The sequence below is a fragment of the Rhizobium sp. SL42 genome, from assembly GCF_021729845.1.
Taxonomy (GTDB): Bacteria; Pseudomonadota; Alphaproteobacteria; order Rhizobiales; family Rhizobiaceae; genus Allorhizobium.
Window position 1 is genome coordinate 84,650 of record NZ_CP063399.1, and the last position, 23,213, is coordinate 107,862.

A 23,213-nucleotide genomic window follows, 5' to 3' on the forward strand; every position below is an offset into this window, starting at 1 on the left:
TGAACTTCCTCCAATTTTTGGTAGAGTCCGTCGTATTAAGGAGACGGACGGAATGAAGCGTGCACGGTTTACGGACGAGCAGATCATCGGAATGCTGAAGGAGCAGGAGAGCGGCCAGAGAACGGCTGATGTCTGCCGCAAGCACGGAATATCCGAGGCGACGTTCTATAAATACAAGGCCAAGTATGGCGGCATGGATGTATCCGATGCCCGCAAGCTGAAGGCTTTGGAAGATGAGAATGCCAAGCTGAAGAAGCTGCTCGCCGAGGCGATGCTGGACAACGCCATTTTGAAGGATGTTGCCTCAAAAAAATGGTGACGCCCGGCGCAAGGCGGGATGCGGTGGCCCATGTCTGCAAGGAGCATGACGTGAGCCAGCGTCGGGCGTGTGCGATCCTGACCATTGATCGGTCGAGCGTGCGATATTGCAGCGTTCGGCCGAACGATGCCTCCATTCGAGAGGCCATGAGGCAGGTTGCGTCCGAGCGCCGCCGCTTCGGTTATCGCCGCATCCATGTGATGCTGGATCGGCAGGGCATTGTCATGAACCTGAAGAAGCTGCGTCGCCTCTACCGTGAGGAAAAGCTTGCAGTTCGCAAGCGCGGCGGCCGTAAGCGGGCATTGGGAACACGACGGCCCATCGCGCTGCCGTCACGGGCCAACGAACGGTGGAGCCTCGACTTCGTCAGTGATGCATTCACCGATGGGCGGCGGTTCCGCGTCTTGGCCGTCGTCGATGACTTTACGCGAGAATGCCTGGCGCTGGTCGCCGACACATCCCTTTCGGGTCTGCGCGTCACGCGTGAACTCGATATCGTCATGGCTCAACGCGGACGCCCTCACACGATTGTCTCAGACAACGGCACGGAACTGACCTCAATGGCAATCCTCAGATGGTGCCAGCAGACACGTGTCGAATGGCACTACATTGCACCGGGAAAGCCGATGCAAAACGGCTTCGTGGAAAGCTTCAATGGTAGTTTCCGCGACGAGTGCCTCAACGAAACACTATTCTCGTCACTGCCTCACGCCAGAGCCGAGATCACCGCATGGAAGGAGGATTACAACAAGCAACGACCGCATTCATCGCTGGGCAATATCACGCCCAACGAATTCGCCGTGAAAATGGCTATGGAAAAACAGGCCGCATAAAGCCAGATTGAAGATCCAAGACTCTCCTGAAAACTGGAGGGGAGATGGGTCTCAGGTCAACCCTGATGCCCGCTACGAACAGATCACACCCGACGACTACGATTGGCAAGAGGGATGGCAGGCATTCGAAACATCCATTAAATCCGAGGCCCGTTTTTTCAGCCGCACGGCGGCAAGGCAGTTAGACGATCTGTTTGCAACGATCGGAGAGATGCAAACGCGCAACGGTCGCCCCATTATCGTTGATGCAGGCCCGGAGACTGCGTTGACGCAACTGTTTCGTGCTCGCGTATTTCAATCAACATCACAGCTTGAAACAGCCCTCGCTCGCCCAGACCTCAGTCTCGCACCGCCACCATCGCGCCTTGCATCGGCAGGCCGAATGAACGCGCATGGCATCTCGGTTTTCTACGGAGCGACCGAGGCCGGAATTGCACTGGCGGAAGTCCGCCCGCCAGTCGGTTCTCACGTGATGGTTGCTCGCTTCGATATTGCGCGCCGGGTTCGGCTTCTTGATTTGACTTCGCTTCCGGACCTCATGGAAGACGGCAGCATCTTCGATCCTCAATATGCTGTCCGTCTAGGGCGGATGCGGTTCATGAAGACGTTGACGCGGCGCATGTCAAGACCAGTGATGCCTGACGATCAAATGTCGGACTATCTGCCAACACAAGCTGTTGCCGACTTTCTCGCCACAGAGAGTAAGACCCCTTTGGACGGCATCATATTCCCGTCCGTCCAAGCGACCGGTTGGGGACTCAACGTTGTCCTGTTCCACAAATCTTCGCGGGTGGAAGAACTGGACATCCCGAAGGATACCGACATTTCCGCTCAAACCCACTCCACCGATGACGAAGGCCCCTACCCAGACTTCACCGTTTACGAAGAAGTACCTCCCGCCGAACGGGTGCCCGAGGAGCAAAAGCCGCGCCACCCATTTATGATACCCAGCTCTGATTGGGACGATATTGCCGAAGGGGACTATCGCGAGACCACGCTCCGGATTGACCCTCAAGCAGTATGGGTGCATGTCATTGAAGGCGTCAAAATCGAGACCAGCCAGCACAAGGTCAGCCGACATCGGTGGACCAAAACTGACACCCCATTCTGATGTTCTCAGCCAAAGTTCCCGTCACCTAAGGCGTTCGCAAGATGTGTGCCGTATTCCAGCACACACGCGGCAACGGGACCGACGCGTGCCCCCCGTCGCATCCCCTGGACCTGGCTCACCATTGGCATTGAGCTTACTGCGCCATACAAACGTCCCGCCGTTCTATCGATTGTGCGACCTCCTTGGCGAATGTGGACTTTCCAACGTGAGAGGTCCCCGCGATAAGGACACCTAGTGCCTGCTGCATACGACGAAGCTCCCTGCGGCAATTGTTTTTCAGAGAAAGGAAGATGGGCACGGAGTGACCGCTGAGGGCGCCCATGTGACATACGGCTCCCACAGTGACATGTTCGCTCTCGAGCACCTTAGTGGATCACGCTAACGTCCCAAATGGAGGCGCTTTGCCGTCCGGCAGCACAGGGGCCGTATCCTAACCGTCAGCTTTTGACCAACTTGTGCGAGCAAGCCGACACTCACTTTTCGTAGTGCCGCATGGTCGCCAGTGCGAGATGCACAGCGTACAGACTGTTCACGGCTTTCGATTGGACGTATCAGCGTGGTGCAGCTAACTCTTAAATCAGACGCAGAAACGCGCAGATCGTGGCAGGCGAGATATGACAACTGCCGCCCCATTGAAATTCATACTCAGCAGGAAGCTTCAGACGTTGGTACTCAACCGAGATCCCGCGCCACGCTGTCACGGCATGTTTCTCGACTGGTCGCTCGGCGTCTAAAAATTCCAGTTGCAGCGCGGCTTCGGTGTTCATCGGCACACTTTGTTTATCTGAGATTGTCTGCCTATTTGCGGTTCAGCCACCAGTCGGCATGCGATTTGACGATTCACAAGAATAGTCGAATATTCGCGATTTATGCTCGGATCTCATCACATCTTCACGAATAGTAAACCCGTCTATCTGAGAATTAGCACCATCAGATTTGATGGTTACTCGAAGCTTGCCGGATTGGCTGGCGAGCCGAGCTGAATACTCGGGGGAATGAAATGCTAGGATTTGGCGGCGTTGACGCAAAGGCCGTATTGGAAGCCATGAGCAAGTCTCAGGCAATAATTGAGTTCAAGCTCGACGGAACGATCCTGACAGCGAATGAGAATTTCTGTCGCGCGCTGGGCTATCAGTTGTCCGAGATCGTGGGCAAACATCACCGCACGTTCGTCGATCCCGCGGAAGTGAACTCTTCAGAATACAAGGAGTTCTGGGCGAAGCTCTCGCGAGGCGAGTATGATCGTCGACAGTATAAGCGTATCACCAAAGATGGTGGCGAGATCTGGATCGAGGCTTCCTATAATCCGGTTTCTCGCGGTGGCAAACCCTACAAGGTGGTTAAGTTCGCGACAGTCATCACGCAACTAAAGCTCAAGGCCGCAGAAGACGCAGGTAAGCTTGACGCGATTTCCCGTTCGCAGGCCGTCATCGAGTTTACGCCCAAGGGAGAGATCCTCACGGCGAACGAAAATTTCTTGAAAACGCTCGGCTATCAGCTATCGGAGGTTCAGGGAAAGCACCACTCAATGTTCTGCGAGCACGCCTACACGAACAGTGAAGACTACCGGCGCTTCTGGGCGAAACTGGCCGGGGGTGAGTTTGTATCTGACGAATTCATGCGACTCGGCAAGGGCGGTAAGCCGGTATACATTCAGGCGTCCTACAATCCGATCTTCGACATGAACGGCAAAGTGTTTAAGGTCGTCAAGTTCGCTACTGACGTGTCAGGCCGGGTGAACAATGTCGAGCAGCTGGCGAGTGCCATGCAGGCACTCTCGGCAGGCGACCTCACTCAGGAACTCCGGTCCCCCTTCCTGCCGGCACTCGAAAAACTGCGCTTTGATTTCAATGAAACATCGTCGAAACTTCGTACGACGCTGCAGAACATATCCCAGAACGCCGGAGCCATCGCGGCCGCATCTCAGCAGATCCAGTCGGCGTCCAATGACCTTTCGAAACGAACCGAGCAGCAGGCAGCATCCGTGGAAGAAACGGCTGCAGCCCTGGAAGAAATCACGACGACAGTTGCAGATTCCAGCCACCGGGCCCAGGAGGCGGGTACACTCGTTCGTCGAACCAAGGTGCACGCCGAGAACTCTGGGAACGTCGTCGGGCAAGCGGTTGATGCCATGGGTAAAATCGAGCGATCGGCGGCAGAGATCGCGAACATCATAGGCGTCATCGACGAGATCGCCTTTCAGACGAACCTGCTCGCATTGAATGCTGGAGTCGAAGCGGCCCGGGCCGGTGACGCAGGCAAGGGTTTTGCTGTTGTTGCACAGGAGGTGCGAGAGCTTGCCCAGCGTTCTGCCAAGGCCGCAAAAGAAATCAAGGAGCTTATCAACACCTCCAACGAACACGTCAAGAGCGGCGTAACCCTGGTCGGCAATACTGGTAAGGCTCTCCAGGAAATCGTCAGCCAAGTCGTACAGGTAGATGGCAATGTTGGGGCGATCGTCGAAGCCTCGAAGGAGCAGGCGACCGGGTTGAAGGAAATCAATACGGCCGTTAACACTATGGATCAGGGCACCCAGCAGAATGCTGCCATGGTCGAAGAAACGACAGCCGCCGCCCACAGTCTGGCACGGGAGGCAGAGCAGTTGTTCGCTCTCCTCGGCCAGTTCAACGTCGGTGGAGGAACGGTGAGCCACCGCGCGGTGCCTGTCGCTGCGAATGGCGCTTCAAAGCCTGCGGCATCCCCGGCACGCCAGATGACGGCGAAGGTAGCTCAAGCCTTTCATGGTAGTGCCGCACTTAAATCTGGAGATAGCTGGGAAGAATTCTGAACCCCTGCGCCAGCACGATATCTTAGCCAACTAGTAGCAAGGCAGTGTTCTTCCCACGGACCTGCCTTGTTTCCTTAGAAGTGGCATCGGGCTTGAGGAGGGAAACTCATGGCAGTGATTTTACAATTCAGGTCACCTGTTGTGGCTGATGAAGGAGAACAGCCAGAAAGCGCTTTGTCTCAGCTTTCGGACTTGGAGCAGCTCCTGCACTACATGCGGGCCGTTGACGGCGCACTGTCCGCAATCAAATACTACTTGATGGAGGAAGCCTCCCGATGTGAGACGGCAGGCAAGTTAGACCTTGCCGAACAAACCTAGATTCAACCTCAAGTGCGACGCCAAGGTGATGCATTCCTTGATGCCCCTTACGTCAAACACCGGGTTCGTTGCAAATGACCGCTCCTAGGCGCCAAGCGGCCTGTCAGCTCGAGGCCCCCAATGTCCGGTTGGGGCCGACTGCAGCCATGCATGGAAGCGTCAAGATAATTATTCAACTCACAAGCTAGGGCTTCGATGCCGTGCTGCGCCGGGTCGGATGGGACCAGACGCAGACGGCTGAGCTGTCGCGCCGGATGGTGGGGACGAGAGCACATTTGCTGATCATCAAGCTGCTGGAGAATCATGCCTCGGTCCGGCTGCCTCGACATCATATTTTGGCGGCGCGCCGTCGCCCCGATTGAACGAGGCAATGGGGCCCGCTTGTGATCGGCCGCGCTGGAAGTTTAGCGGGAAGCGACGAGGGGCCCGGCCGTCGCGGCGGAGCCGCACCTGAACTATCTGTTCAGTGCATCCTTGAGCGCCTTGGCCGGCGTAAAGGCTAGCTTCCTCGAAGCTGCAACAGTCATTTTCTCGCCGGTAGCAGGATTGCGGCCTTCGCGCTCCGGCGAGGCCTTAACCTTGAACTTCCCGAATCCTGGGATTGAGGTTTCTGCGTCGGAGCTCGCCGCATCCGCGATGGCCTGGAACACGGCCTCGACGATGCCTTTGGCCTGAACTTTCGTCAGGTTGTTTGCTGATGCAATCTTGTCTGCAATTTCGTTGGTGGTGGTCATGGATTTCCTCGCATCTCTAAATGAGATTGAATGCCTGCCAGCTTATGATCCTGTTGTCATTGAAGGCCGTGCCGAAGCGACAGGTATATACAGGATTTCCACAGTTCGTTCCCTTCAGGGGCCGCATTTTGGCGTTTTCCCAAGTACATTGAGGACGGATTGGAGTTCGCGGACCCGTTGGCAACCCGTTGCCACACAGGTTTGCCCGTGCGCCGTATCCATCCCCGGGGTTCGAACGAACGGCCAGAAGTAACCGGCTGCATCAAGTCAGATTAGTTTACCTTCGAGTACTTGGATGTGCTCACGGCAGATTGTCTCGACGGTCGCCTGAAGCAGCTGTGTCTGTCCGATCAGCCATGACAGCGCCTCATCGCTGATCTCGAAATGTTCCGAGTAACGCGCCTTCACATAGGCTTCATTGAGCACATTATACCAAGCGGTAAACCTGTGCTGATCACGCGGCCAGACTTCCACCAGCTTCCGATCTAGGTCTTCGGCCAACCCGCGCAGGAACTTTAGATTGTGCGAGGGAGGGCTGTAGTTGGTTAGAGTCAGAAGTAGGCAAGAATAGAGAGTTTCGGTCGCTTGATGAAGATTGAAGGCTGCATGATTTAGCATACCATCTGCAACAGCATACCGCGCTAGTTGGCAATAGTAGCGAGCGCTACCTGCCTGCCTATCAAAATGGGCCCGTGCGATTTTTAACTCATCGAGAGCTGATAGATTTTTAGGCTCTCCCAGTGGCTCCTCATCGATCTCGTGCAGGACGATACCTTCGCGGCGAATATCGGCGAAGAAATACTGGCCGTCCTTTAGAGCCTTATTGACCTCCCGCAGTCCATGCACGATCAGGCCAACAGGTGTCTTCACACCGGGATCCCACAGAAGGCGATCCTCCGCCTTGTCCCAGTATTGGCGGTCGGCGAGCTTGCCGGTGTTGACGATGACAAGGACGTCATAGTCGGACCTGTAGCCCTTCATCGTATGGGGCTCGTCGACCCAGGTTCCCCGTGCGTAGGACCCGAAGAGGATGATCTTGAGGATGCGGCCGCGCTTCTTGAAGTCGGCTTCGGCGCCGGAAAGGGCGTCTGCAAACTCTTCCTCGATGATCTCGACGACGCGAGCAAGCTCACGCTGTTTCTTTTCCGGGAGGTGCTCAAGGCTCGATTTCATAGCCAATCGATAGGACAAAGGTTGTGCTCCGTCTACTCGCACATTTCATAGTTTTTGAAGGAAAAGCCGCCGTCTTCTGTCGGCTTTTGTGTGAATCCCGCTCAAATCAGCTGGCGCTGGGTCGCGATTGCGATCGCCTGGGCCATGCTGGCGGCGCCAAGCGCTCGCCGGGCATTACTGAGGTGGAATGCGACTGTCGACAAACTGAGGCCTTCAAGCATTGCCGCGTCCCTCATCGTCTTTCCCTCGGCCGACCAGCGCAGGCAGACGGCCTGCATCGGCAACAGACTGACAGGCTCCGGGTCGCGGCCAACTGCGGGACGGTTTTGATAGCGCGCATACAAGAGTGCCACAACGGTCGCAGCCTTCACTTCATCGACCGGTTTCAGGCTGATGGCTTGGGTGGCAGAGGTCAGTATCAGAACGGCGATGTGACCGAACCCGGTCTCTATCGGAATGGTGAGGCCAAAGCGCATTCCACGCCGGTGAGCATCATCCAACAGGAGCCTGGCCGATCGTGACGCAATCTGCCGCAGGGTAGGAATATCCCAGCTAAATACACTCATTCTGCCGCGTGCCAGCGCTAACATTGGATCGACGCAATTGGCGGTGATGTCGAAATACAGTGTCTGCCAGTCGGGGTGTGTATTGGTGACAAAATTGGCGCCATTGGAGCAGGAGTGCATATAGGTAAAGTACTCAAAGCCCGCCTGCTGGATGACCTGCGCCAGTTCTTCGCCAAGCTGATCCGGATTTTTTGTAATTGCGACCCTATCAATGATGGATTGAAGCCAGGAACTCACGCAGGATCTCCTCGTCTGATTGATGGCCGTCTTGTCTCTCACGCGCCTGCGTCGCGGATCTCAGCTCTCACCACTTCGATGGCAAGGCAAAGATCACGGATTTGCGCCTCGGTGTGCGATGCAGTGAGGCAGATGCGCAAACCGGCATCGCCGCGCGCCACTGTCGGGAAAAAGATCGCAGACGTGTAGAAGCCGAGTTTCAGTAGCTGGCGCGCTGCAGCCACCGAAATAAGCTCGTCGCCAAAGCGGATAGTGCGGATCGGCAGGTCTATTGTTCGGTCACGGGTCGGCAGCAACTGGTCAAGCAGTGCAAGATTGCGTCGAAGTGCATGCTGACGCTCTGCCAGCTCTCGACTTCTGTGGATTTCTGCCGACGCCGCAGCCGCCCCGATCGCAGCCGTGTTCAGCGACGCCGAAAATGCATGTGCCACGGCAAATCGGCGAAACAGCAGTTCCTGGGCAGCGGTGCCGAGCATCAGGATACCACCGGACGCACCGAAACCCTTGCCAAGCGAGGCGGCAACGATCGTCCTGTCGCCAAGCTCGGCAAATTCGGACCGGGCAAAACCAGATCCGTTTTCGCCAAAGAGTGAAATGCCATGGGCATCATCAATGTAGAGAAAGAGGCCATACCTCTCCTGCAACGCGCGAAGCGCCTTCAACGGGGCGCTGCCGCCCATGGAATAGACGCCGTCACAAACATAGGCGACGCAAGGATGGCTGCGGCAAAGCGCCTCCAGCGCGATCATGTCATTGTGCTGGATGGTATCCACTGCCGTTTCGCCGGCGACGGTAGCCTTGTGCTGGGCAAGCGTCGCATGAGCGGACCGGTCGAAGACGACAAGTGGTTTTACGCCGCCGGTCAGATGGCCGGAGGCAAGCAGAGGCAGGGCGCTCATATTGGCGGCCAGCACGGTGGTGAATGTGATGACTCTTGCCTGGAACAGATCCGACAGGTTTTCCTCAAGCTCGCCCAAGATGCTGAAGTTCAGCCTCGTCCTGGCACAAGACCAGTGCAAGGTCCCTGCATCATGGACCGCCCTCTTAGCGCTCGCAACGATTTCCGGATGATTGTCCAGACCGAGATAGGAGCAGCGGACAAAATCGGTGATATCGCGATCCTCCGCCGTGAGCCGAACCGTCCGGCCGGACACAGGCGCCGCATAGAGCGCCATGATTCCCTGGTAGTGCGCTTCCTCGAAATTGGCACCTGCTGCATCGATCATCGTTGCAGTGTTGCGGAAATGGGTTGGAAGTCTTGGACCATCCGGCGGCTGAACTGCATTGCTCATATTGGCCTTCCTTGCTACTTTCGCGAGCAGTTGGCCATTGTTTCCTTTTTGTGACAACGAAGCTTGTGCAAAGAAAACTTCAAGATTGTTCAAAGATCTGGAGGGTTCAGCCTCCCGATCCGCGGACAACCGCGACATAGCCGCTTGATCTCACGGTGCGGATATGGGTGTGCCCAGTTGTGGCCGCCATGTCGCGCCGCAGATTTGCAATGTGCACATCAACGGTGCGGGTGCTGACATGGCTGTGCCCGGGCCATGCCGCTTCGATCAATTCGGCGCGAGACACAACATGACCGGCCGTCTGGAGAAGACGCCGTAGCAAGCGGAACTCGATTGGGCTCAGTTGCGCGCTGCCTTGTGCGCTGCGGACAAGCCGGGTCTGGGTATCGATTTCAATATCGCCGAAATGGCAGACAACAGGAGCGAAACCTGCCTTCTCACCGGTTTTGGTGTTGGTGCCCGCCAGCCCGTGCAGATAGGCGAGGACGCGCTCGGGCGAGACGGGCCGCACAAACCCCTCATCTATGCCTGCTTTGAGCAAAAGGAGATAACTCTGCTCGTGGCGGGCCCGTATCAATGCAACGATTGGCAATTGCGCCGTCAGACCATGTGCTTTCACCTGACCACAGAATCGGACCAACTGATCGACATTGTCGCCGGTATCGACAAGAATTGCAGCAATTGTCGGCGGTGGCGCACTGAGGATCGAAGCCAGGTCATCGGCTGGCATTGTCCTGAACCCAGATGAAGACAGGATATGGCTCATCAGCATGTAGAAATCCGGATCCATGGAATAGATCATTACCAGATCAGTCATCAAACCCGCTCGCCTCCATGTGTGTGGGATCTTCATAGACCAGCCAATGCGATCACATTGGCTGGTCGACACTCAATCCTCGCATGCCGGTACCGGCATTCATCGAAGAGGCTCGGTCAGCGTACCCAGTTGTTCCAGCGTTGCAGCAGCATGGCCGCATTGGCGTTGATCCACACCGCATCTGGCACGATGACATTGGTCTTGATGTCCTCGGGTGTCGGCATCGACTGACGGGTTTTCTCTGACATCAGCGCGATCGCCTCGGTGCTCGGCGGCGTGCAGGACAGAACATCGCAGGCCTTCGCCTGGACCTCTGGATTGTCGAGCCAGAAGGCGATCAGCTTCAGGGCATTCTCCCGGTTGGGCGCACCCTTGACCACGGCGACGCGGTCACCCACTAGGAACGAAGCCTCATAGGACCAACCGATCGGCAAGGCATCGTTCTTCATCGCTCTTGCGCGTGTCAGCCAGATCTGTCCGAGGTCGTATTCTCCATTGCGGAACCCTTGGACACTCTGGTCGCCGGTCTTCCACCAGACTGTGACCTCGTCGCGGATCTCGTCCAACTTGGCAAAGGCGCGGTCCACATCAAGGGGAAAAAGCTCGTCCTTTTTCACGCCATCGGCAAGAAGAGCCGCGGCCAAAACCCGCCATGGATCGTCAAAGTTCGGAAAGGCGCGACCACCGGGAAAGGCCTTGGTGTCCCACATGTCAGCCCATGTCCGGGGATGTTCATTCATGCCCTCGTCCTGTCTGTAGGCCAGCAGGGTGGCAGTCGATTGCAAGAGCGCACCACCGGCAGCGCAGGCATTGCTGGCAAGGTCCGCCTTTGTCGAAAATTGTCGGCAAAACTCGGTCAGGTCCTCCGTCACCAGCCGGTGGGCTTCGGAGGCCGCCTGGATTTCGCCCTCAAGATAGAGATCCCAGGTGACATTGCCCGCCTTGACCATGGCCGCAGCCTTGGCGCGCATTTCCGCATTGGTGGCGGACACGATCGTCACGGGAATGCCGGTCTCAGCAGTGAAGGGATCGAACCAGGCTTCCTTCAGTGCGCGGTCATAGGCGCCGCCGGTCGATGCGATGATGATCGGTTCTGCAGCATCTGCTGGTCGGTCGGCCGCAAGCGTGCCGACCAGAAGGCTCAAGGCAGACAGGCTGATTGCATAGATCGTCCTCATGGATGTTCCACTCCTGTAGGGTTCTGGGGATTTGCGGCCTTCGCGAGGAAATGCATGAGGCCGATGAGCAAAAGGGAGGCGATAACCGTGACGCTGGAAGCGGCCGCGATCACCGGGGTCAGGTTGAAATCGATGTCTTCGAACATCTTGCGACCGATGGTCTTGCCGCCAACGTCGGAAATGAAGAAGGCAACCGTTGCCTCATCGAAAGACGCGAGGAAGGCGAAGACGGCACCTGAACCAATCCCTGCGCCGATATTGGGAAGGGTCACGTGGAAAAAGCTCTGGAGGCGACTTGCGCCACAGTTGAGTGCAGCAAGTTCAAGGGCCGGATCCAGTCGCTTGAGCGCCGCAGACACAGTGATGATGACGAAGGGCACTGCCAGCACCGTATGTGCCGTCAGGAACCCAACCAGCGTGCCGGTCAACCGCATTGGCGCAAACACCAGATAGAGCGCCACACCCATCACGATGTGCGGGACAATCATTGGTCCTAGCGCAAGCGCATTGAGCAGCCCCTTGAAGGGCATGTCGCCACGCTCGATAGCCAAGGCTGCCATGGTGCCGATCACGGTTGCCGTAAGGGACGTCGCAATCGCAATCCGTAGACTGAACCACATTGCCGCCATCCAGTCGGGATCCCCGAAAAAGGCCCTGTACCAGTCGAGTGTCAGCCCCTCAGGTGGAAACTGCAGATGTGTGGACATGCTGAGCGACATCGGCAGGATCATCAGGGTCGGCAACACGAGAAAGAAGAGGATCGATGCCACGATAAGCCCGCCCACGATGGTGAAAGCCGATCGCAATCCGTATCTCGCGATCCGCGCCTGGGGGACTGGCCGGTTCCCTACCGAGACAACGGGCGCTATGTTTCTATCAACGAACACTGTGGAATCCTTTGTTGAGCGACAACGCCTTGCGGAACAGGAAGACGACGAGGAGCGTCACCGCGAGCAACACGGTCGACAATGCGGCAGCGAACGGCCAATCGAGGAGTACGGTGGTCTGTTGGCCGATCAGCGTGGCCATCAGCATGGAGCCGGGCCCGCCCAGCAGAGCCGGCGTGATGTAGAAGCCAAGAGCCAGGACAAAACACAAAAGGCCGGCGGCAAAGACACCCGGCAGGCTGAGCGGCAGGATGATCCGCAGGAAAACCTGAGCTGGATTGGCACCGAGATTGGCCGCAGCGCGCCGATAGTCCGGCGGCAGAGTCTTTAATGTCGAGAAGATAGGCAGGATCGCGAAGGGCAAAAGCACATGAATCATGCCGAGGACGACGGCACCATGGGTATAGAGTAGCTTCAGCGGTTCATCGAGCAGGCCCTGATCGCGAAGGAAGCCATTGATTGGTCCATTCCGCTGCAGCAGCAGAATCCAGGCATAGGATCGGATCAGCACCGAGGTCCACAGCGGTACGAACACGCAGGCCGCAACGGCCAGTGCCGCTTTCGCCCGCAGCGACGCCATTGCAAAGGCAACGGGATAGCCGAGGGCCAGGCAAAAGCTGGTCACGGTTGCCGCGGTGATCACAGTGTCGAACAGAATATTCAGATAAAGCGGATCGTCCCAGATGCGGAAATAGCTGTTGCCACCATCCGCAAAACTCAGCCCCACCAGCTTTGCCACGGGATAGACAAAGCCGAGTGTCAGCGCGGCTAGGAGGGGTAAAGTGAGAATTCCCGAAATCAGTGGCGAAAAGTGCCCGGCATCGCGCGCCGTGACCATTCTGGAAAGACGCGAGCCAGATGTAGGTGAAACTTGCATGGTCATCGCTGTCTCCTCATCGGGCATCGAAAAGCAACGTGGCATCTGCCGTGATCCGCAAGGATACTTCGGCCCCGCGCTCAGGCAGTGCGCCCAGTTGAGCTGGCAGGGACGCACGCATGACGACTTCAGGCGCTCCACGAAGGCGGATGAGGGCCGTGCGCGAAGCGCCGGCAAAAACGATCGTCTCGACTGTGCCGGACAGGCCCGTACCCATGGTTCGCTCCACGGCGTGGCCATCCTGGGAGATGGATCGTGTTCCAGATGCGGATCTCGTGTCGACTTCGACATGCTCCGGCCGAACACCGATCCTCACCGACGATCCTTCACCCGGCAGTTCGCCGGAGCGGATATTGGTTGGGCGAGTTTCCAGAAGGGAGAGGCCGCATCGGATCGTCACCGCTGACTTCTCGGTCCGGCAGACAATGCCCGGGATAAAGTTTATCGAGCCGACGAAGTCGGCGATGAACGCGGTTTCGGGCCGCGTGTAGAGCTCGACCGACGTGCCGATCTGTTCAAGACGTCCGGCATGCATCACGGCGACCCGGTCCGACATGGTCAGGGCCTCTTCCTGATCATGCGTGACATAGATGACGGTCGCCCCGATCCGCTCCTGGATCTGCTTGATCTCGAATTGCATGCTTTCGCGCAGCTTCTTGTCGAGCGCACCAAGGGGTTCGTCCATCAGGATGACCGGAGGATCGAAGACCAGGGCACGCGCGACGGCGACGCGCTGCTGCTGGCCGCCGGAAAGTTCATGGGGGTAGCGCGACTGCAGGGCGCCGAGTTGCACCAGATCGAGCATCGCATCGACCCGCCTGTCGGCGTCCCGTCCCTTGGCCAATCGGCGCATCTTGAGAGGGAAGGCAATATTCTGCCGCACGGTCATGTGCGGAAACAGCGCGTATTTCTGGAATACCATGCCGATATTGCGGTGATGGGGCGCAAGCGATGTTACATCCTGATCGCCCACGACGATGGCGCCGGCGGTTGGCGTCTCAAATCCGGCAATCATCGTCAGAAGGGATGTCTTGCCGGAGCCAGATGGGCCGACGATAGAGACAAATTCTCCCGCTTGAACCTCGAGACTGGTGTCGCGGACGGCCCAGACTGGCCCGTATCGTTTTTGGACGTGGCGCAACGCCAACTGTTGTCCCATGCTATTCCCCTTTTGTTTTTTTGAATGCGACTATGCTTGGCCGATCAGTGCGTGCTGAACGGCGTGCTTTCCCGTCAATTCTGACGGGCAGGTGACTTGAAATGCGCAAATTGCTAATGTTTGATCAGGCAAACTTTGCTGAAACTTCACAATTCCATTTTTTGTTACATCAAAAATTGGGCCTGTCAACACGCTCAGGACGAAACATGACGGAAATCAATACGGACTACTCGCGCCGCGAGCAGCCACCAAATATTGGCGATGCCACCTATAGCCAGCTGAAGGACCGCGTCAGTCGCGGCGCTTACAGGCCGGGCGACAAGCTGTCTATTCGCTCAGCCGCCGAAGTCCTGAACGTCGGCTTGTCGCCTGCACGCGATGCGGTCAATCGCCTCGTGGCTGATGGCGTGCTGGTTTATGCCGGCCCCAAAACCGTAATCATCCCCGTTCTGTCGGATGCAGACCTGCGTGAGATCACCCTGATACGGATTGCCCTGGAAGGCCTTGCCGCCGAGATGGCGATCGCGAATTGCAGCCAGCATGACATTGATTTATTGGGTGAAATCCAAGCTAAGATTAACGCTGCGCTGGAGACTGGGGCCTATGGCGACGCACTTTGGCACAACAAGGAGTTCCATTTCCATGTCTACGGTCTGTCGCGCCTGCCACACCTGATCTCGATGATCGAACCTCTTTGGCTAAGGGTCGGCCCTTCTTTCTATGGCCTCTATCCGGAATTCGCCGAGGCTCGGCATGGCGTGCGAAACCATGAAATGGTGATCGAGGCACTGGTCGACGGCGACGGCGGCGCGCTGCGGGCCGCGATCGAAAACGACATCCGCGACGGCTATCGTCGCCTGCGCCAGGCACTTCGCGAGCGGTAGGACTTTCAACGATTTTTGTTATACCAGCTTGACCTTTTGTATTTTTGTTATATCAAAATCGACAACTTTGCAAAGTAGCCGATTTTTCAGCAACACAAAGGCAAGCACAGATGTTACCAGAAATGGCAGTCGGGACTGCGGCGCGCGAGCGTCCGCGGTCCGCCGACCTCTATCGCCGTGGCCGCGGCGTCTTCCCTGCGGGTGTCACCCGCTCCACAATCGAGCTCGACCCAGAACCGATCTACATGGCTTCGGGGACAGGCGCCTATGTCTTCGATGTCGATGGCAATCGCTTTCTCGACCTGAACAACAATTTCACCACCCTTGTGCATGGACATGGCTATCCGCCTATCGTCGAGGCGGTGAGCGAGCTTCTTCGAAAGGGCTCGTGTTTCTCCAATCCGACCCAATACGAAATCGCGCTGGCCGAATTGCTCATTGACCGTATTCCGGCCGTCGAGCGGGTTCGGTTCGTCAATACCGGCACGGAGGCGGTGATGTTCGCCATCAAGGCCGCGCGTGCCTATACCGGTCGTCCGGCCATCATCCGCTTTGCCGGCTGCTACCATGGCTCCTATGACTGGGCAGAAACCGGCCAAAACGGGGTGACGAAGTCTGGAGGCCTGGGCGTCACCATCGGTCTTCCCGCTTACGCGGGCGCGCCTGTGCAATCGGCCGACGATGTCGTTGTGCTTGAATTCAATGACGTCGAGGGGCTGGAGCGGGGAATTTCGCAACATGCCGACCACCTGGCGGCTATCCTGATCGACCCCATGCCGAGTCGGGCGGGGCTGTTGCGTCCCATTCCGCAATTCTCCGAACGCCTGACAACGCTTGCCAGGCGTTACGGCATCCTTGTCATTGCCGACGAGGTTCTCAACCTTCGGCAGGGCTATCAAGGCGCTTCCGCACGCCATGGGATCCAGCCCGATCTATTGACTGCCGGCAAGATCATCGGCGGTGGTTTTCCCATCGGGGCAATCGGCGGCCGGTCTGATGTCATGGCAGTCTTTGGTGGTGACGGCCGGCCACCGCATGTGCCGCAGGGTGGCACCTTCTCGGCCAATCCGGTGTCCATGGTGGCCGGCCTCGTTGCCATGCAGGCAATGACACCTGCGATTTTCGATCGTCTTGAACGCATGGGCGATGCCTTGTGCCAGCAGCTCCGCGACTGCGCGGCGCGACTTGATCGACCATTCTCAGTGGCAGGGGCAGCGTCTCTGTTTCGCATTCATCCAAAACCGGTCGTCCCGACCACCTATTCCGAGAGCCGCATGAATGCAGGGGAGGAGGAATGCATGCATGACCTCACACGCTTCTTCCGTGACCGGGGCATCCTGCTCCCGTACGGAGCCGCGGCGTGCCTTTCCACAGCGATGACCGACCGTGACATCGATCAGGTGGCATCCGTGTTCGAACAGTTCCTTAAAACTCACGATGCCCGCCGCTGGGAGGCAAGATCATGAATTCAAATTTTCTCCAAGAGACTGTCGCGGACCGCGTCGCCGATGCCTTGTTGCGTCATCAGGTGGAATACCTGTTTGCCCAGAGCCTGCCGTCTGCGGTCGTCCTGTCTGCGGAAGCCCGTGGTATTCGCCAGATCTCCTATCGGCAGGAGAATATGGGCGGGGCGATGGCCGATGGCTATGCGCGCATTTCCGGAAAGGTCGGCGTCGTTGCGGCGCAAAATGGACCAGCAGCAACCCTTCTTGTACCGCCGCTTGCCGAAGCCATGAAGGCCAGTGTGCCGGTCATTGCACTGGTGCAGGAAGTGGAGCGTGATCAGGCCGACCGCAATGCGTTTCAGGAACTCGATCATATCGCGCTGTTCCAGTCCTGCACAAAATGGGTGCGGCGCGTCCAGATCGAGGACAGGATCGAAGATTATATCGATGCGGCCTTCACGGCGGCGACCTCCGGGCGGCCCGGGCCTGTCGCCCTACTGCTGCCGGCAGATCTGCTGCGTTCCAAAGTCCGCACCAGCTTGTCATCGCGCAATGCCAGCCTCGGACACTATCCCCTTGATCGCCCCCGGCCCGCAGACGCACTGATTGACCAGGCGGCAGATTGGATCGCTGCGGCGAACCATCCGGTCGTGCTCGCAGGTGGCGGCGTGCATGGCGCGGGCGCCTCACAGGAACTGGCACGTCTGCAGGAGATCGCGAGCCTGCCGGTCTGCACAACCAATATGGGCAAGGGCACGGTCGATGAACATCATCCGCTATCGGCTGGCGTACTTGGATCACTGACCGGGCCGACTTCGCTTGGCCGGCATACCGTGTCTTTCCTGACCAATGCCGACCTGATTATTCTGATCGGCACGCGCACCAATCAGAACGGTACCGACAACTGGTCGCAGATCCCGAAGACAGCCCGTGTGATCCATATCGACATCGACCCGAGTGAAATCGGCCGGAATTTCGAGGCGCTGCGACTCGCTGGCGATGCAAGAGAATCGCTGATTGCGCTGAACGTCGCGCTTGGAAGACGGGATCTTGGCCATAGAAATGCCGAAAGACCTGACCTTGAGAATCGCATCGCACGATGCTGGCAGCAGTTTGAAACGGCGCGTGCTCAGCGTTACGGTTCGGACCAGTCGCCGATCCGGCCTGAGCGGGTAATGCGCGAGCTTCAGCCCTGGCTGAACGACGATCTGACCGTCGTTGCCGATGCGAGCTATTCCTCCATGTGGGTCACGGGCCAATTGCGGGCTGTGTCTTGCGGCACTCGGTTCATCACGCCCCGCGGGCTCGCAGGTCTTGGATGGGGACTGCCGCTTGCGATCGGGGCAAAGCTGGCCCGTCCTGACGTGCCGGTTGTTGCCCTGGTCGGCGATGGCGGTTTTGCCCATAGCTGGGCCGAGCTCGAAACCATGGTTCGGTTGAACATTCCTGTGACTGTCATAGTCCTCAACAACGGAATTCTCGGTTTCCAGCGTGATGCTGAAACGGTGAAGTTCGGTCGCTACACCACGGCCTGCCATTTTGCTCCCGTCGATCATGCTCTAATCGCCGCCGCTTGCGGATGCAAATCCGCTCGCGTTTCCGACCCGGCCGAGCTCGCCGACCTCATCCGGAGCGGCATTGAGGCAGAAGGTCCCTTCCTCATCGAGGTGATGACGGATCCGGATGCGCATCCGCCGCTGTCACTGTTTGCCAAGATGGATCAGGCGGCCTGATGGATCAAATTTCGCAGCGTATTGCTGTCGTGACTGGTGGCAGCTCGGGCATCGGGCTTGCCATTGTCACGCAGTTGTTGGCTGCGGGATACAAGGTGGCGTTCTTTGGTCAGAACCCCGCCCATGTCGATGCAGCACTGTCTGTGCTGCATCGACAGGTCGATTGCCCCGATGTACTCGGCCGATGCACAGACCTGACTGAGGCGGGTGATGTGGCTTCCTTTTTTGCCGATGTCGCAGATGTCTGGGGAGTGCCGGACACCTTCATATGCAATGCCGGGATATCGCCGAAGGGACCAGAAGGCGCCACGCCCTTTGCAAGCATCGGGATGGACGAGTGGAATACTGTGCTATCCGTCAACTTGACCGGCAGCATGCTTTGCTGCCAGGCCGTTATTCCATCGATGATGTCGAACCGCTTCGGTCGCATCATTCTGGTCGGGTCGATCGCCGGCCGTACCCTTCCGAAAGTGGCAGGCGCCGCCTATGTCGCGTCGAAGGCTGGCCTCTCCGGACTATGCCGCTCACTTGTTTCAAGCTGCGCTGGGACTGGGGTCACCGTCAATGTGGTGGCGCCGGGACGCGTTCTGACAGACATGGCAGGCGACGCCGACAGTCCGATCAACAGGGCGATACTGACACGCATCCCCGCCGGCCGCCTTGGTGCGCCCGCCGATATAGCGAACGCGATCAGCTTCCTCGCTTCGCGTGAGGCGGGCTTCATCAATGGCGCCATTCTTGATGTGAACGGTGGCGAATTTGCCCCCCTTTGAGCGAGGACAACTGATGACAATCCTCATTTGCGTGACAGACGCGCAACTCTTCCTCCTGCTTCGCTACATCCTTGCAAACGAAGGCTTCGAGGCCATACTTGTGACGGAACATGATGAACTCCCGCAACTCACCAGTCGAGGACCGGTCTCGGCCATGATCGTCGATCGGGTCAAGCCGGGACCGGGCGCCGACGCGTTTATCATAGCTGCAAAAAGCGTGTTTCCAACGGCTGCGATCGTCTGTCTCCATCGGCGCCATGCTGGTGGAGAGGCGCTTTCAAACGCATGTGATCTGCGTCTCGAAAGCCCTTTCAATCCCGGTCTTTTGTTGGGCTTCCTTCTTCGACTGAGACACCCCCTTGTGAGTAAGAAAGACGAGGACGCCGGCCACATACTTCGCTTTGCCGATCTCTCCATGGATATCGCCGCAGTCAAGGTCCGCCGGGCCGACCGCGACGTTGTGCTCACGGCCCTGCAATTTCGCTTGTTGCGCCGTCTGCTGCAGGAACCTTCGGCGGTCTGCGAGCGCGAGGACCTCATCGAAGCCTGCTGGCCAGAATCCGCCGAAGTCGAACCGCGTACGGTCGATATTCACATCGGCCACATCCGACGGGCGCTGACGGGTTCCGGGCCGGACCTGATCCGGACAGTGCGGGGCAGGGGCTATGCCCTCGATATACCAAGCTAGTTTTTCAACCTTCTAAACAAACCCGCAAGCTCGCGAAATTCAACTTCCTCCCCATCCAGCCACGCGTCGAGGGCGCAGTAGGCGACCGCCGTCGGCGCGTCGCTGCCATACAGCGCGCGCACCCGGTGTGTGGCGCGCTCAAGTCCATCGGCTTCACCTGAATTGGGCTTACCGTTCTCCTTGGGGCTATCCTGACGATTTCGCGACAACGCACTCTCCCTGCGTCCGGCAGAGGAGTTCCAAACAGATGCCCGCCGGACGGTGTCGCACAGCGCACGTCCAACATATGGGCGTGTGTGCCGTCCCTGGCGAAAGGGTCGTTGCTTCTCTGATATTATATCTCTCCTTCCGATTGGCAAGACGTTGACGGGTGCGTGTTTACGATCTGCCTCCGGTACGGGCCGGCGCACCCGGGGAAGCTCCGGTACTGAAACGACCAACCGGACACCCTGCCCGTGGATGGTTTGACGGTACGGCTTCGGGCAAAGGAAAAGGAGTTGTCCTGGGTCGAACAGGAGCTCGTGCGGGTGCGTAGCCTTAGCGGCCAGCAGTTGATCCAGTTCAATCGTCTCGCTGAACTGGAACGGCTCAAGGCGCAACTCGACGGGGAGCGGGGCCAGCTGATTGCCGAGATCGTCAGGGCCGGCACGCGCGTCACGGAGACGGAGCTCCAGAGTTTGCAACTCGATCAAGATCGCCGAACCGAAATTATCACCGAGCTCAGGGACGTCGATAACAAGTTGGCTGAGCTCGAAGAGCAACAGGTAACGGCAAAGGACGAACTGAAACGGATAGAGATCCGCGCGCCACAGGCAGGGATCGTGCACGAGCTTGCTTTGCACACGGTCGGCGGCGTGGTTGCACCCGGCGAGACCGTTATGCAGATCGTGCCGATCAACGACAGCCTCGTTGTCGAGGCCCGCATCCAGCCGGCCGATATCGACCAGGTCAATCCCGGGCAGGGCGCTGTCCTACGTTTCTCGGCGTTCAACCAGCGAACCACCCCGGAAGTCCTCGCCAAGGTGGAAACGGTCGCGGCGGATCTCGTCACTAATCCGCAGACCTGAGAGCCTGACTCGAAAAGACCTCAATAGGCATGGTACCTTGCGAGCCTCCGAGTGAGAATGCGGATATGAGCGATAAGCATCCAGGCTTCAGCGGAAGCGATTGATTTTTCCCAATCCTTGGCCAGTCGTCTGCATCGGCCAAGCCAGGCGAATGTGCGCTCCACGACCCAGCGACGCGGCAGCACTTCAAAGCCTTTTGCCTTGTCTGTTCGCTTGACGATTTGCAACGTGAACTTCGCGACCTTGCGCAATGCGGCCCGCAGCTTCGGACCGGCATAACCGCCGTCAGCAAAGATGTGCCTGAGCCAAGGCCAGCGTCTGAGGATGGTTTTGAGAGCCGCCACTGCACCATCGCGGTCTTGAATGTCAGCGCTGTGGACGGCGAGCCCCACCATCAAACCGAGCGTGTCGACAACGATATGACGCTTGCGGCCTTTGATCTTCTTGCCCGCGTCAAAGCCCGCAATCCCGCCGCTTTCAGTCGTTTTGACGCTCTGACTGTCTATCACGCCTGCCGTCGGTGAGGCTTCCTTTCCTTCCAGCTCTCGCGTCTCCATAACGAGATGATGGTTGATCCGCGTCCACAAGCCAGTCGCCCGCCACTCGTAGAAGTAACCCTGCACAGTTGAATAGGGTGGAAAATCTTTCGGTAGCATCCGCCATTGGCATCCGGTCGACGCGATATATAGCAGTGCGTTTAAAACTTCGCGCAATTCCGTCTTGCGCGGTCGACCAAGCCTACGGGGCATCGGCATAAACGGAGCAATCAGCGACCACTCCCTGTCCGTCAGATCACTTGCATAACGCCCCGTCCGTCGGCCATATTGGCGACGGGTGAAATCAGTCCAGCCCATTGCGGTCTCCATCGAATCCTAAGCAAATCCGAAGGAATCACAACTGGCTGATTTCACTCAATTCTTTTTCGGTCAGGTTCTGAGAGGCCTGGTATTCGATCCGCGCCCGCATTTCGGCACAGGAGTTTGCAAAGCTTGGGCCGCTGACCTTGCTGTCGGGCATGCCGGTAGAGGTCTTCATTAAGACAGGAGAGCGGACGGCGATGTCCTATTTGTTGAAGCTGCTGGCAGACCAGCTAGCAAGAGCTATGGTGGAAGAATAGAGAAGTCGTGAGCGGCTAAGCTCACAGTGTTCTAAATTTCATGGTCGACCGTTGTTCCGCGGCAGGAAAACAACGGGTCAGCGGTTTGAATTGGTTCAAGGCGGATGAGGTAAGTTCCGTCAAGCTGATGGTTATTCTGCGGCGTTTATGGAATCCATTGAAGGAAAACCCTGCACCCGGATGTGCAGTGGGCCGATACAGTGGTGATGTCTATGGACTGCAATCGAGGTAACCGCTATTCGCGATCCTTCGTACGTCGCCGAGACGTCCTGTCTATACACCAAGGCCGCTTGAAATGAAAAAAATCCAACGCAGTTTTGCCGTCGAGTATAAGTCCGGGCGGCGGAAGACCGGTTCCAAGTCCACGTCGATCTGGGGTAACGTGGACCTTAAATCCGTTGCGCGCGACGTAGAGGAAGAGGTAACGTTACGTTTGTCGGGCGGCCCGCAGGAGCAGGAAGCTGTCGGCGAAGTGCCTTTACCTGCAGCACAACAGGCGGGACCATTGTTGACACTGCTGCACGGGCAGGAGCCAACTGCATCGGCTTTAACGGAGACAATGATGGCCGGCGAAAGCGATCCGATGACCAAGACCGATGTGCCAGCCGTCGTCAAAACCGAACTTGCGCCACAGACGCAGCGTAAACCCCGCGCCAAGAAGGCAACCCCTGAAACGGTGCTTGTCGAGGTAACCACGGAGCTTGGCGCAGCTTCGAGCGTATCGGATGGAAGTCAAAAGAGGGGACGCAAGGCCAAGTCGCGTGAAGCTGTGAGCAGTGCCGAACGCGCGCCTAAGAAACGCAAGACGATGCCCGCGCAGACAGTAACGATGGCCCCGACGGCGGAGGGCGATGAGATGGCGGATCTCCTGCAGTTGGAACAGGAAAACCAAAGTCTGCGCAAACTGCTAGCCGAGAAACTCCGTGCTGAGAATGCCGATCTGCGAAAGCGACTTAAGCTCGGTTGAGAATAACAGCCGGCCAGTCGTAGCCACATTTCCACGCTTTTCGGGCTGTAAATTTGCGGCAGTTACGGCTCTCGCCAAGGCCGGAACTTGCAGCCTGCGTGCGGGAAAGAACGTGAGGTCGAATAGTTGGCGTCTCCATGGTGTCCGTCTGGGGCGTGAAGTGACATGGCGTGGTTGTATGGAGCTGCAACGAGGAGAGCCGTCCCCGTGGGGTAGTCGCGGGAGCGGTACCCCTTCGGATTATCATCTG

Annotated in this window: 24 protein-coding genes; 11 read left to right on the forward strand and 13 right to left on the reverse strand. The window is 57.9% G+C overall.

Annotated elements, in window-relative coordinates; all coding sequences use genetic code 11:
* Positions 1-52: 52 nt before the first annotated feature.
* Together IM739_RS22705 and IM739_RS22710 are read left to right on the forward strand one after the other, a co-directional pair.
* Positions 53-1,152, forward strand: a protein-coding gene (locus IM739_RS22705; protein ID WP_237371911.1) for an IS3 family transposase whose coding sequence is annotated in 2 segments (ribosomal slippage) — positions 53-305 and positions 305-1,152 — 1,101 coding nt in all. Because the reading frame shifts where the segments join, the coding sequence is not laid out codon by codon here.
* A 7-nt stretch (positions 1,153-1,159) separates the two neighbouring features.
* Positions 1,160-2,263, forward strand: a complete 1,104-nt coding sequence (locus IM739_RS22710) for an RES family NAD+ phosphorylase (protein ID WP_237371912.1) — start codon at positions 1,160-1,162, stop codon at positions 2,261-2,263.
* 572 nt (positions 2,264-2,835) lie between these two features.
* Here the strand turns inward: IM739_RS22710 and IM739_RS22715 are convergent.
* Entirely contained in the window at positions 2,836-3,030 is a 195-nt protein-coding gene (locus IM739_RS22715; RefSeq protein WP_237371913.1) for a hypothetical protein, read from the reverse strand.
* A gap of 233 nt (positions 3,031-3,263) precedes the next feature.
* On the opposite strand from IM739_RS22715, the gene IM739_RS22720 reads away from it, so the two are divergent.
* Both IM739_RS22720 and IM739_RS22725 read left to right on the forward strand, forming a co-directional pair.
* Positions 3,264-5,051, forward strand: a complete 1,788-nt coding sequence (locus IM739_RS22720; protein WP_237371914.1) for a methyl-accepting chemotaxis protein — start codon at positions 3,264-3,266, stop codon at positions 5,049-5,051.
* A 108-nt stretch (positions 5,052-5,159) separates the two neighbouring features.
* Positions 5,160-5,369, forward strand: coding sequence for a hypothetical protein (locus IM739_RS22725; protein WP_237371915.1), 210 nt, complete (start codon positions 5,160-5,162; stop codon positions 5,367-5,369).
* A 455-nt stretch (positions 5,370-5,824) separates the two neighbouring features.
* Here IM739_RS22725 and IM739_RS22730 read toward each other — a convergent pair whose 3' ends face one another.
* From IM739_RS22730 to IM739_RS22770, 9 genes are all read right to left on the reverse strand, one after another.
* Positions 5,825-6,103 carry an HU family DNA-binding protein gene (locus IM739_RS22730; RefSeq protein ID WP_237371916.1) on the reverse strand — a complete coding sequence of 93 codons (279 nt, stop codon included), beginning with the start codon at positions 6,101-6,103 and terminating at the stop codon, positions 5,825-5,827.
* Between the two features lie 267 nt (positions 6,104-6,370).
* Positions 6,371-7,276: a nucleotidyltransferase and HEPN domain-containing protein gene (locus tag IM739_RS22735; protein ID WP_237371917.1), complete on the reverse strand. Its 906-nt coding sequence runs from the start codon at positions 7,274-7,276 to the stop codon at positions 6,371-6,373.
* Positions 7,277-7,377: 101 nt separating this feature from the next.
* Positions 7,378-8,079 carry an autoinducer binding domain-containing protein gene (locus IM739_RS22740; protein ID WP_237371918.1) on the reverse strand — a complete coding sequence of 234 codons (702 nt, stop codon included), beginning with the start codon at positions 8,077-8,079 and terminating at the stop codon, positions 7,378-7,380.
* A 38-nt stretch (positions 8,080-8,117) separates the two neighbouring features.
* Entirely contained in the window at positions 8,118-9,371 is a 1,254-nt protein-coding gene (locus IM739_RS22745) for an aminotransferase class I/II-fold pyridoxal phosphate-dependent enzyme (protein WP_237371919.1), read from the reverse strand.
* Between the two features lie 106 nt (positions 9,372-9,477).
* A complete protein-coding gene (locus tag IM739_RS22750) occupies positions 9,478-10,188 on the reverse strand; it encodes a winged helix-turn-helix transcriptional regulator (protein ID WP_237371989.1) in 711 nt (236 codons plus the stop codon).
* Between the two features lie 116 nt (positions 10,189-10,304).
* The gene (locus IM739_RS22755) at positions 10,305-11,366 is read right to left on the reverse strand and encodes an ABC transporter substrate-binding protein (RefSeq protein ID WP_237371920.1); all 1,062 of its coding nucleotides are present in this window, start codon (positions 11,364-11,366) and stop codon (positions 10,305-10,307) included.
* Positions 11,363-12,097 carry an ABC transporter permease gene (locus IM739_RS22760; RefSeq protein ID WP_442981181.1) on the reverse strand — a complete coding sequence of 245 codons (735 nt, stop codon included), beginning with the start codon at positions 12,095-12,097 and terminating at the stop codon, positions 11,363-11,365. Before IM739_RS22760 ends, IM739_RS22755 begins: the two co-directional genes overlap by 4 nt.
* A gap of 145 nt (positions 12,098-12,242) precedes the next feature.
* The gene (locus IM739_RS22765; protein ID WP_237371921.1) at positions 12,243-13,136 is read right to left on the reverse strand and encodes an ABC transporter permease; all 894 of its coding nucleotides are present in this window, start codon (positions 13,134-13,136) and stop codon (positions 12,243-12,245) included.
* A gap of 10 nt (positions 13,137-13,146) precedes the next feature.
* Positions 13,147-14,289 carry an ABC transporter ATP-binding protein gene (locus IM739_RS22770; RefSeq protein WP_237371922.1) on the reverse strand — a complete coding sequence of 381 codons (1,143 nt, stop codon included), beginning with the start codon at positions 14,287-14,289 and terminating at the stop codon, positions 13,147-13,149.
* A gap of 206 nt (positions 14,290-14,495) precedes the next feature.
* Between IM739_RS22770 and IM739_RS22775 the strand changes: the two genes are divergently transcribed.
* From IM739_RS22775 to IM739_RS22795, 5 genes are all read left to right on the forward strand, one after another.
* Entirely contained in the window at positions 14,496-15,173 is a 678-nt protein-coding gene (locus IM739_RS22775) for a GntR family transcriptional regulator (protein WP_237371991.1), read from the forward strand.
* 110 nt (positions 15,174-15,283) lie between these two features.
* A complete protein-coding gene (locus tag IM739_RS22780) occupies positions 15,284-16,639 on the forward strand; it encodes an aspartate aminotransferase family protein (protein ID WP_237371923.1) in 1,356 nt (451 codons plus the stop codon).
* Positions 16,636-18,351 (forward strand): acetolactate synthase catalytic subunit, encoded by a 1,716-nt coding sequence (locus IM739_RS22785; RefSeq protein WP_237371924.1) that lies wholly within the window; start codon positions 16,636-16,638, stop codon positions 18,349-18,351. The genes IM739_RS22780 and IM739_RS22785 overlap by 4 nt, the downstream gene beginning before the upstream one ends.
* On the forward strand, positions 18,351-19,124 hold the full coding sequence (locus tag IM739_RS22790; RefSeq protein ID WP_237371925.1) for an SDR family oxidoreductase: 774 nt from the start codon (positions 18,351-18,353) through the stop codon (positions 19,122-19,124). Before IM739_RS22785 ends, IM739_RS22790 begins: the two co-directional genes overlap by 1 nt.
* A gap of 154 nt (positions 19,125-19,278) precedes the next feature.
* A complete protein-coding gene (locus IM739_RS22795) occupies positions 19,279-19,812 on the forward strand; it encodes a winged helix-turn-helix domain-containing protein (protein WP_237371926.1) in 534 nt (177 codons plus the stop codon).
* Here the strand turns inward: IM739_RS22795 and IM739_RS22800 are convergent.
* A complete protein-coding gene (locus IM739_RS22800; protein ID WP_237371927.1) occupies positions 19,809-20,021 on the reverse strand; it encodes a hypothetical protein in 213 nt (70 codons plus the stop codon). The genes IM739_RS22795 and IM739_RS22800 overlap by 4 nt on opposite strands.
* 288 nt (positions 20,022-20,309) lie before the next feature.
* Here IM739_RS22800 and IM739_RS22805 point away from each other — a divergent pair, with 288 nt between their 5' ends.
* A complete protein-coding gene (locus tag IM739_RS22805) occupies positions 20,310-20,879 on the forward strand; it encodes an HlyD family efflux transporter periplasmic adaptor subunit (protein ID WP_237371928.1) in 570 nt (189 codons plus the stop codon).
* A 20-nt stretch (positions 20,880-20,899) separates the two neighbouring features.
* Here IM739_RS22805 and IM739_RS22810 read toward each other — a convergent pair whose 3' ends face one another.
* On the reverse strand, positions 20,900-21,733 hold the full coding sequence (locus IM739_RS22810; RefSeq protein ID WP_237368160.1) for an IS5 family transposase: 834 nt from the start codon (positions 21,731-21,733) through the stop codon (positions 20,900-20,902).
* A gap of 37 nt (positions 21,734-21,770) precedes the next feature.
* Entirely contained in the window at positions 21,771-21,896 is a 126-nt protein-coding gene (locus IM739_RS24080) for a hypothetical protein (RefSeq protein WP_272911349.1), read from the reverse strand.
* 395 nt (positions 21,897-22,291) lie between these two features.
* Between IM739_RS24080 and IM739_RS22815 the strand changes: the two genes are divergently transcribed.
* The gene (locus IM739_RS22815; protein ID WP_237371929.1) at positions 22,292-22,963 is read left to right on the forward strand and encodes a transcriptional regulator; all 672 of its coding nucleotides are present in this window, start codon (positions 22,292-22,294) and stop codon (positions 22,961-22,963) included.
* Positions 22,964-23,213: the final 250 nt, after the last annotated feature.

Excerpts from the sequence above, each read along its gene's own strand:
- IM739_RS22765 (WP_237371921.1), bottom strand. The coding sequence starts at position 13,136 with ATGACCATGCAAGTTTCACCTACATCTGGCTCGCGTCTTTCCAGAATG.
- IM739_RS22810 (WP_237368160.1), bottom strand. The coding sequence starts at position 21,733 with ATGGGCTGGACTGATTTCACCCGTCGCCAATATGGCCGACGGACGGGG.
- IM739_RS22725 (WP_237371915.1), top strand. The coding sequence starts at position 5,160 with ATGGCAGTGATTTTACAATTCAGGTCACCTGTTGTGGCTGATGAAGGA.
- IM739_RS22720 (WP_237371914.1), top strand. The coding sequence starts at position 3,264 with ATGCTAGGATTTGGCGGCGTTGACGCAAAGGCCGTATTGGAAGCCATG.
- IM739_RS22715 (WP_237371913.1), bottom strand. The coding sequence starts at position 3,030 with ATGAACACCGAAGCCGCGCTGCAACTGGAATTTTTAGACGCCGAGCGA.
- IM739_RS22745 (WP_237371919.1), bottom strand. The coding sequence starts at position 9,371 with ATGAGCAATGCAGTTCAGCCGCCGGATGGTCCAAGACTTCCAACCCAT.
- IM739_RS22790 (WP_237371925.1), top strand. The coding sequence starts at position 18,351 with ATGGATCAAATTTCGCAGCGTATTGCTGTCGTGACTGGTGGCAGCTCG.
- IM739_RS24080 (WP_272911349.1), bottom strand. The coding sequence starts at position 21,896 with ATGCCCGACAGCAAGGTCAGCGGCCCAAGCTTTGCAAACTCCTGTGCC.
- IM739_RS22735 (WP_237371917.1), bottom strand. The coding sequence starts at position 7,276 with ATGAAATCGAGCCTTGAGCACCTCCCGGAAAAGAAACAGCGTGAGCTT.
- IM739_RS22785 (WP_237371924.1), top strand. The coding sequence starts at position 16,636 with ATGAATTCAAATTTTCTCCAAGAGACTGTCGCGGACCGCGTCGCCGAT.
- IM739_RS22815 (WP_237371929.1), top strand. The coding sequence starts at position 22,292 with ATGAAAAAAATCCAACGCAGTTTTGCCGTCGAGTATAAGTCCGGGCGG.
- IM739_RS22750 (WP_237371989.1), bottom strand. The coding sequence starts at position 10,188 with ATGACTGATCTGGTAATGATCTATTCCATGGATCCGGATTTCTACATG.
- IM739_RS22795 (WP_237371926.1), top strand. The coding sequence starts at position 19,279 with ATGATCGTCGATCGGGTCAAGCCGGGACCGGGCGCCGACGCGTTTATC.
- IM739_RS22730 (WP_237371916.1), bottom strand. The coding sequence starts at position 6,103 with ATGACCACCACCAACGAAATTGCAGACAAGATTGCATCAGCAAACAAC.
- IM739_RS22775 (WP_237371991.1), top strand. The coding sequence starts at position 14,496 with ATGACGGAAATCAATACGGACTACTCGCGCCGCGAGCAGCCACCAAAT.
- IM739_RS22780 (WP_237371923.1), top strand. The coding sequence starts at position 15,284 with ATGTTACCAGAAATGGCAGTCGGGACTGCGGCGCGCGAGCGTCCGCGG.
- IM739_RS22755 (WP_237371920.1), bottom strand. The coding sequence starts at position 11,366 with ATGAGGACGATCTATGCAATCAGCCTGTCTGCCTTGAGCCTTCTGGTC.
- IM739_RS22770 (WP_237371922.1), bottom strand. The coding sequence starts at position 14,289 with ATGGGACAACAGTTGGCGTTGCGCCACGTCCAAAAACGATACGGGCCA.
- IM739_RS22760 (WP_442981181.1), bottom strand. The coding sequence starts at position 12,097 with ATGATCCTGCCGATGTCGCTCAGCATGTCCACACATCTGCAGTTTCCA.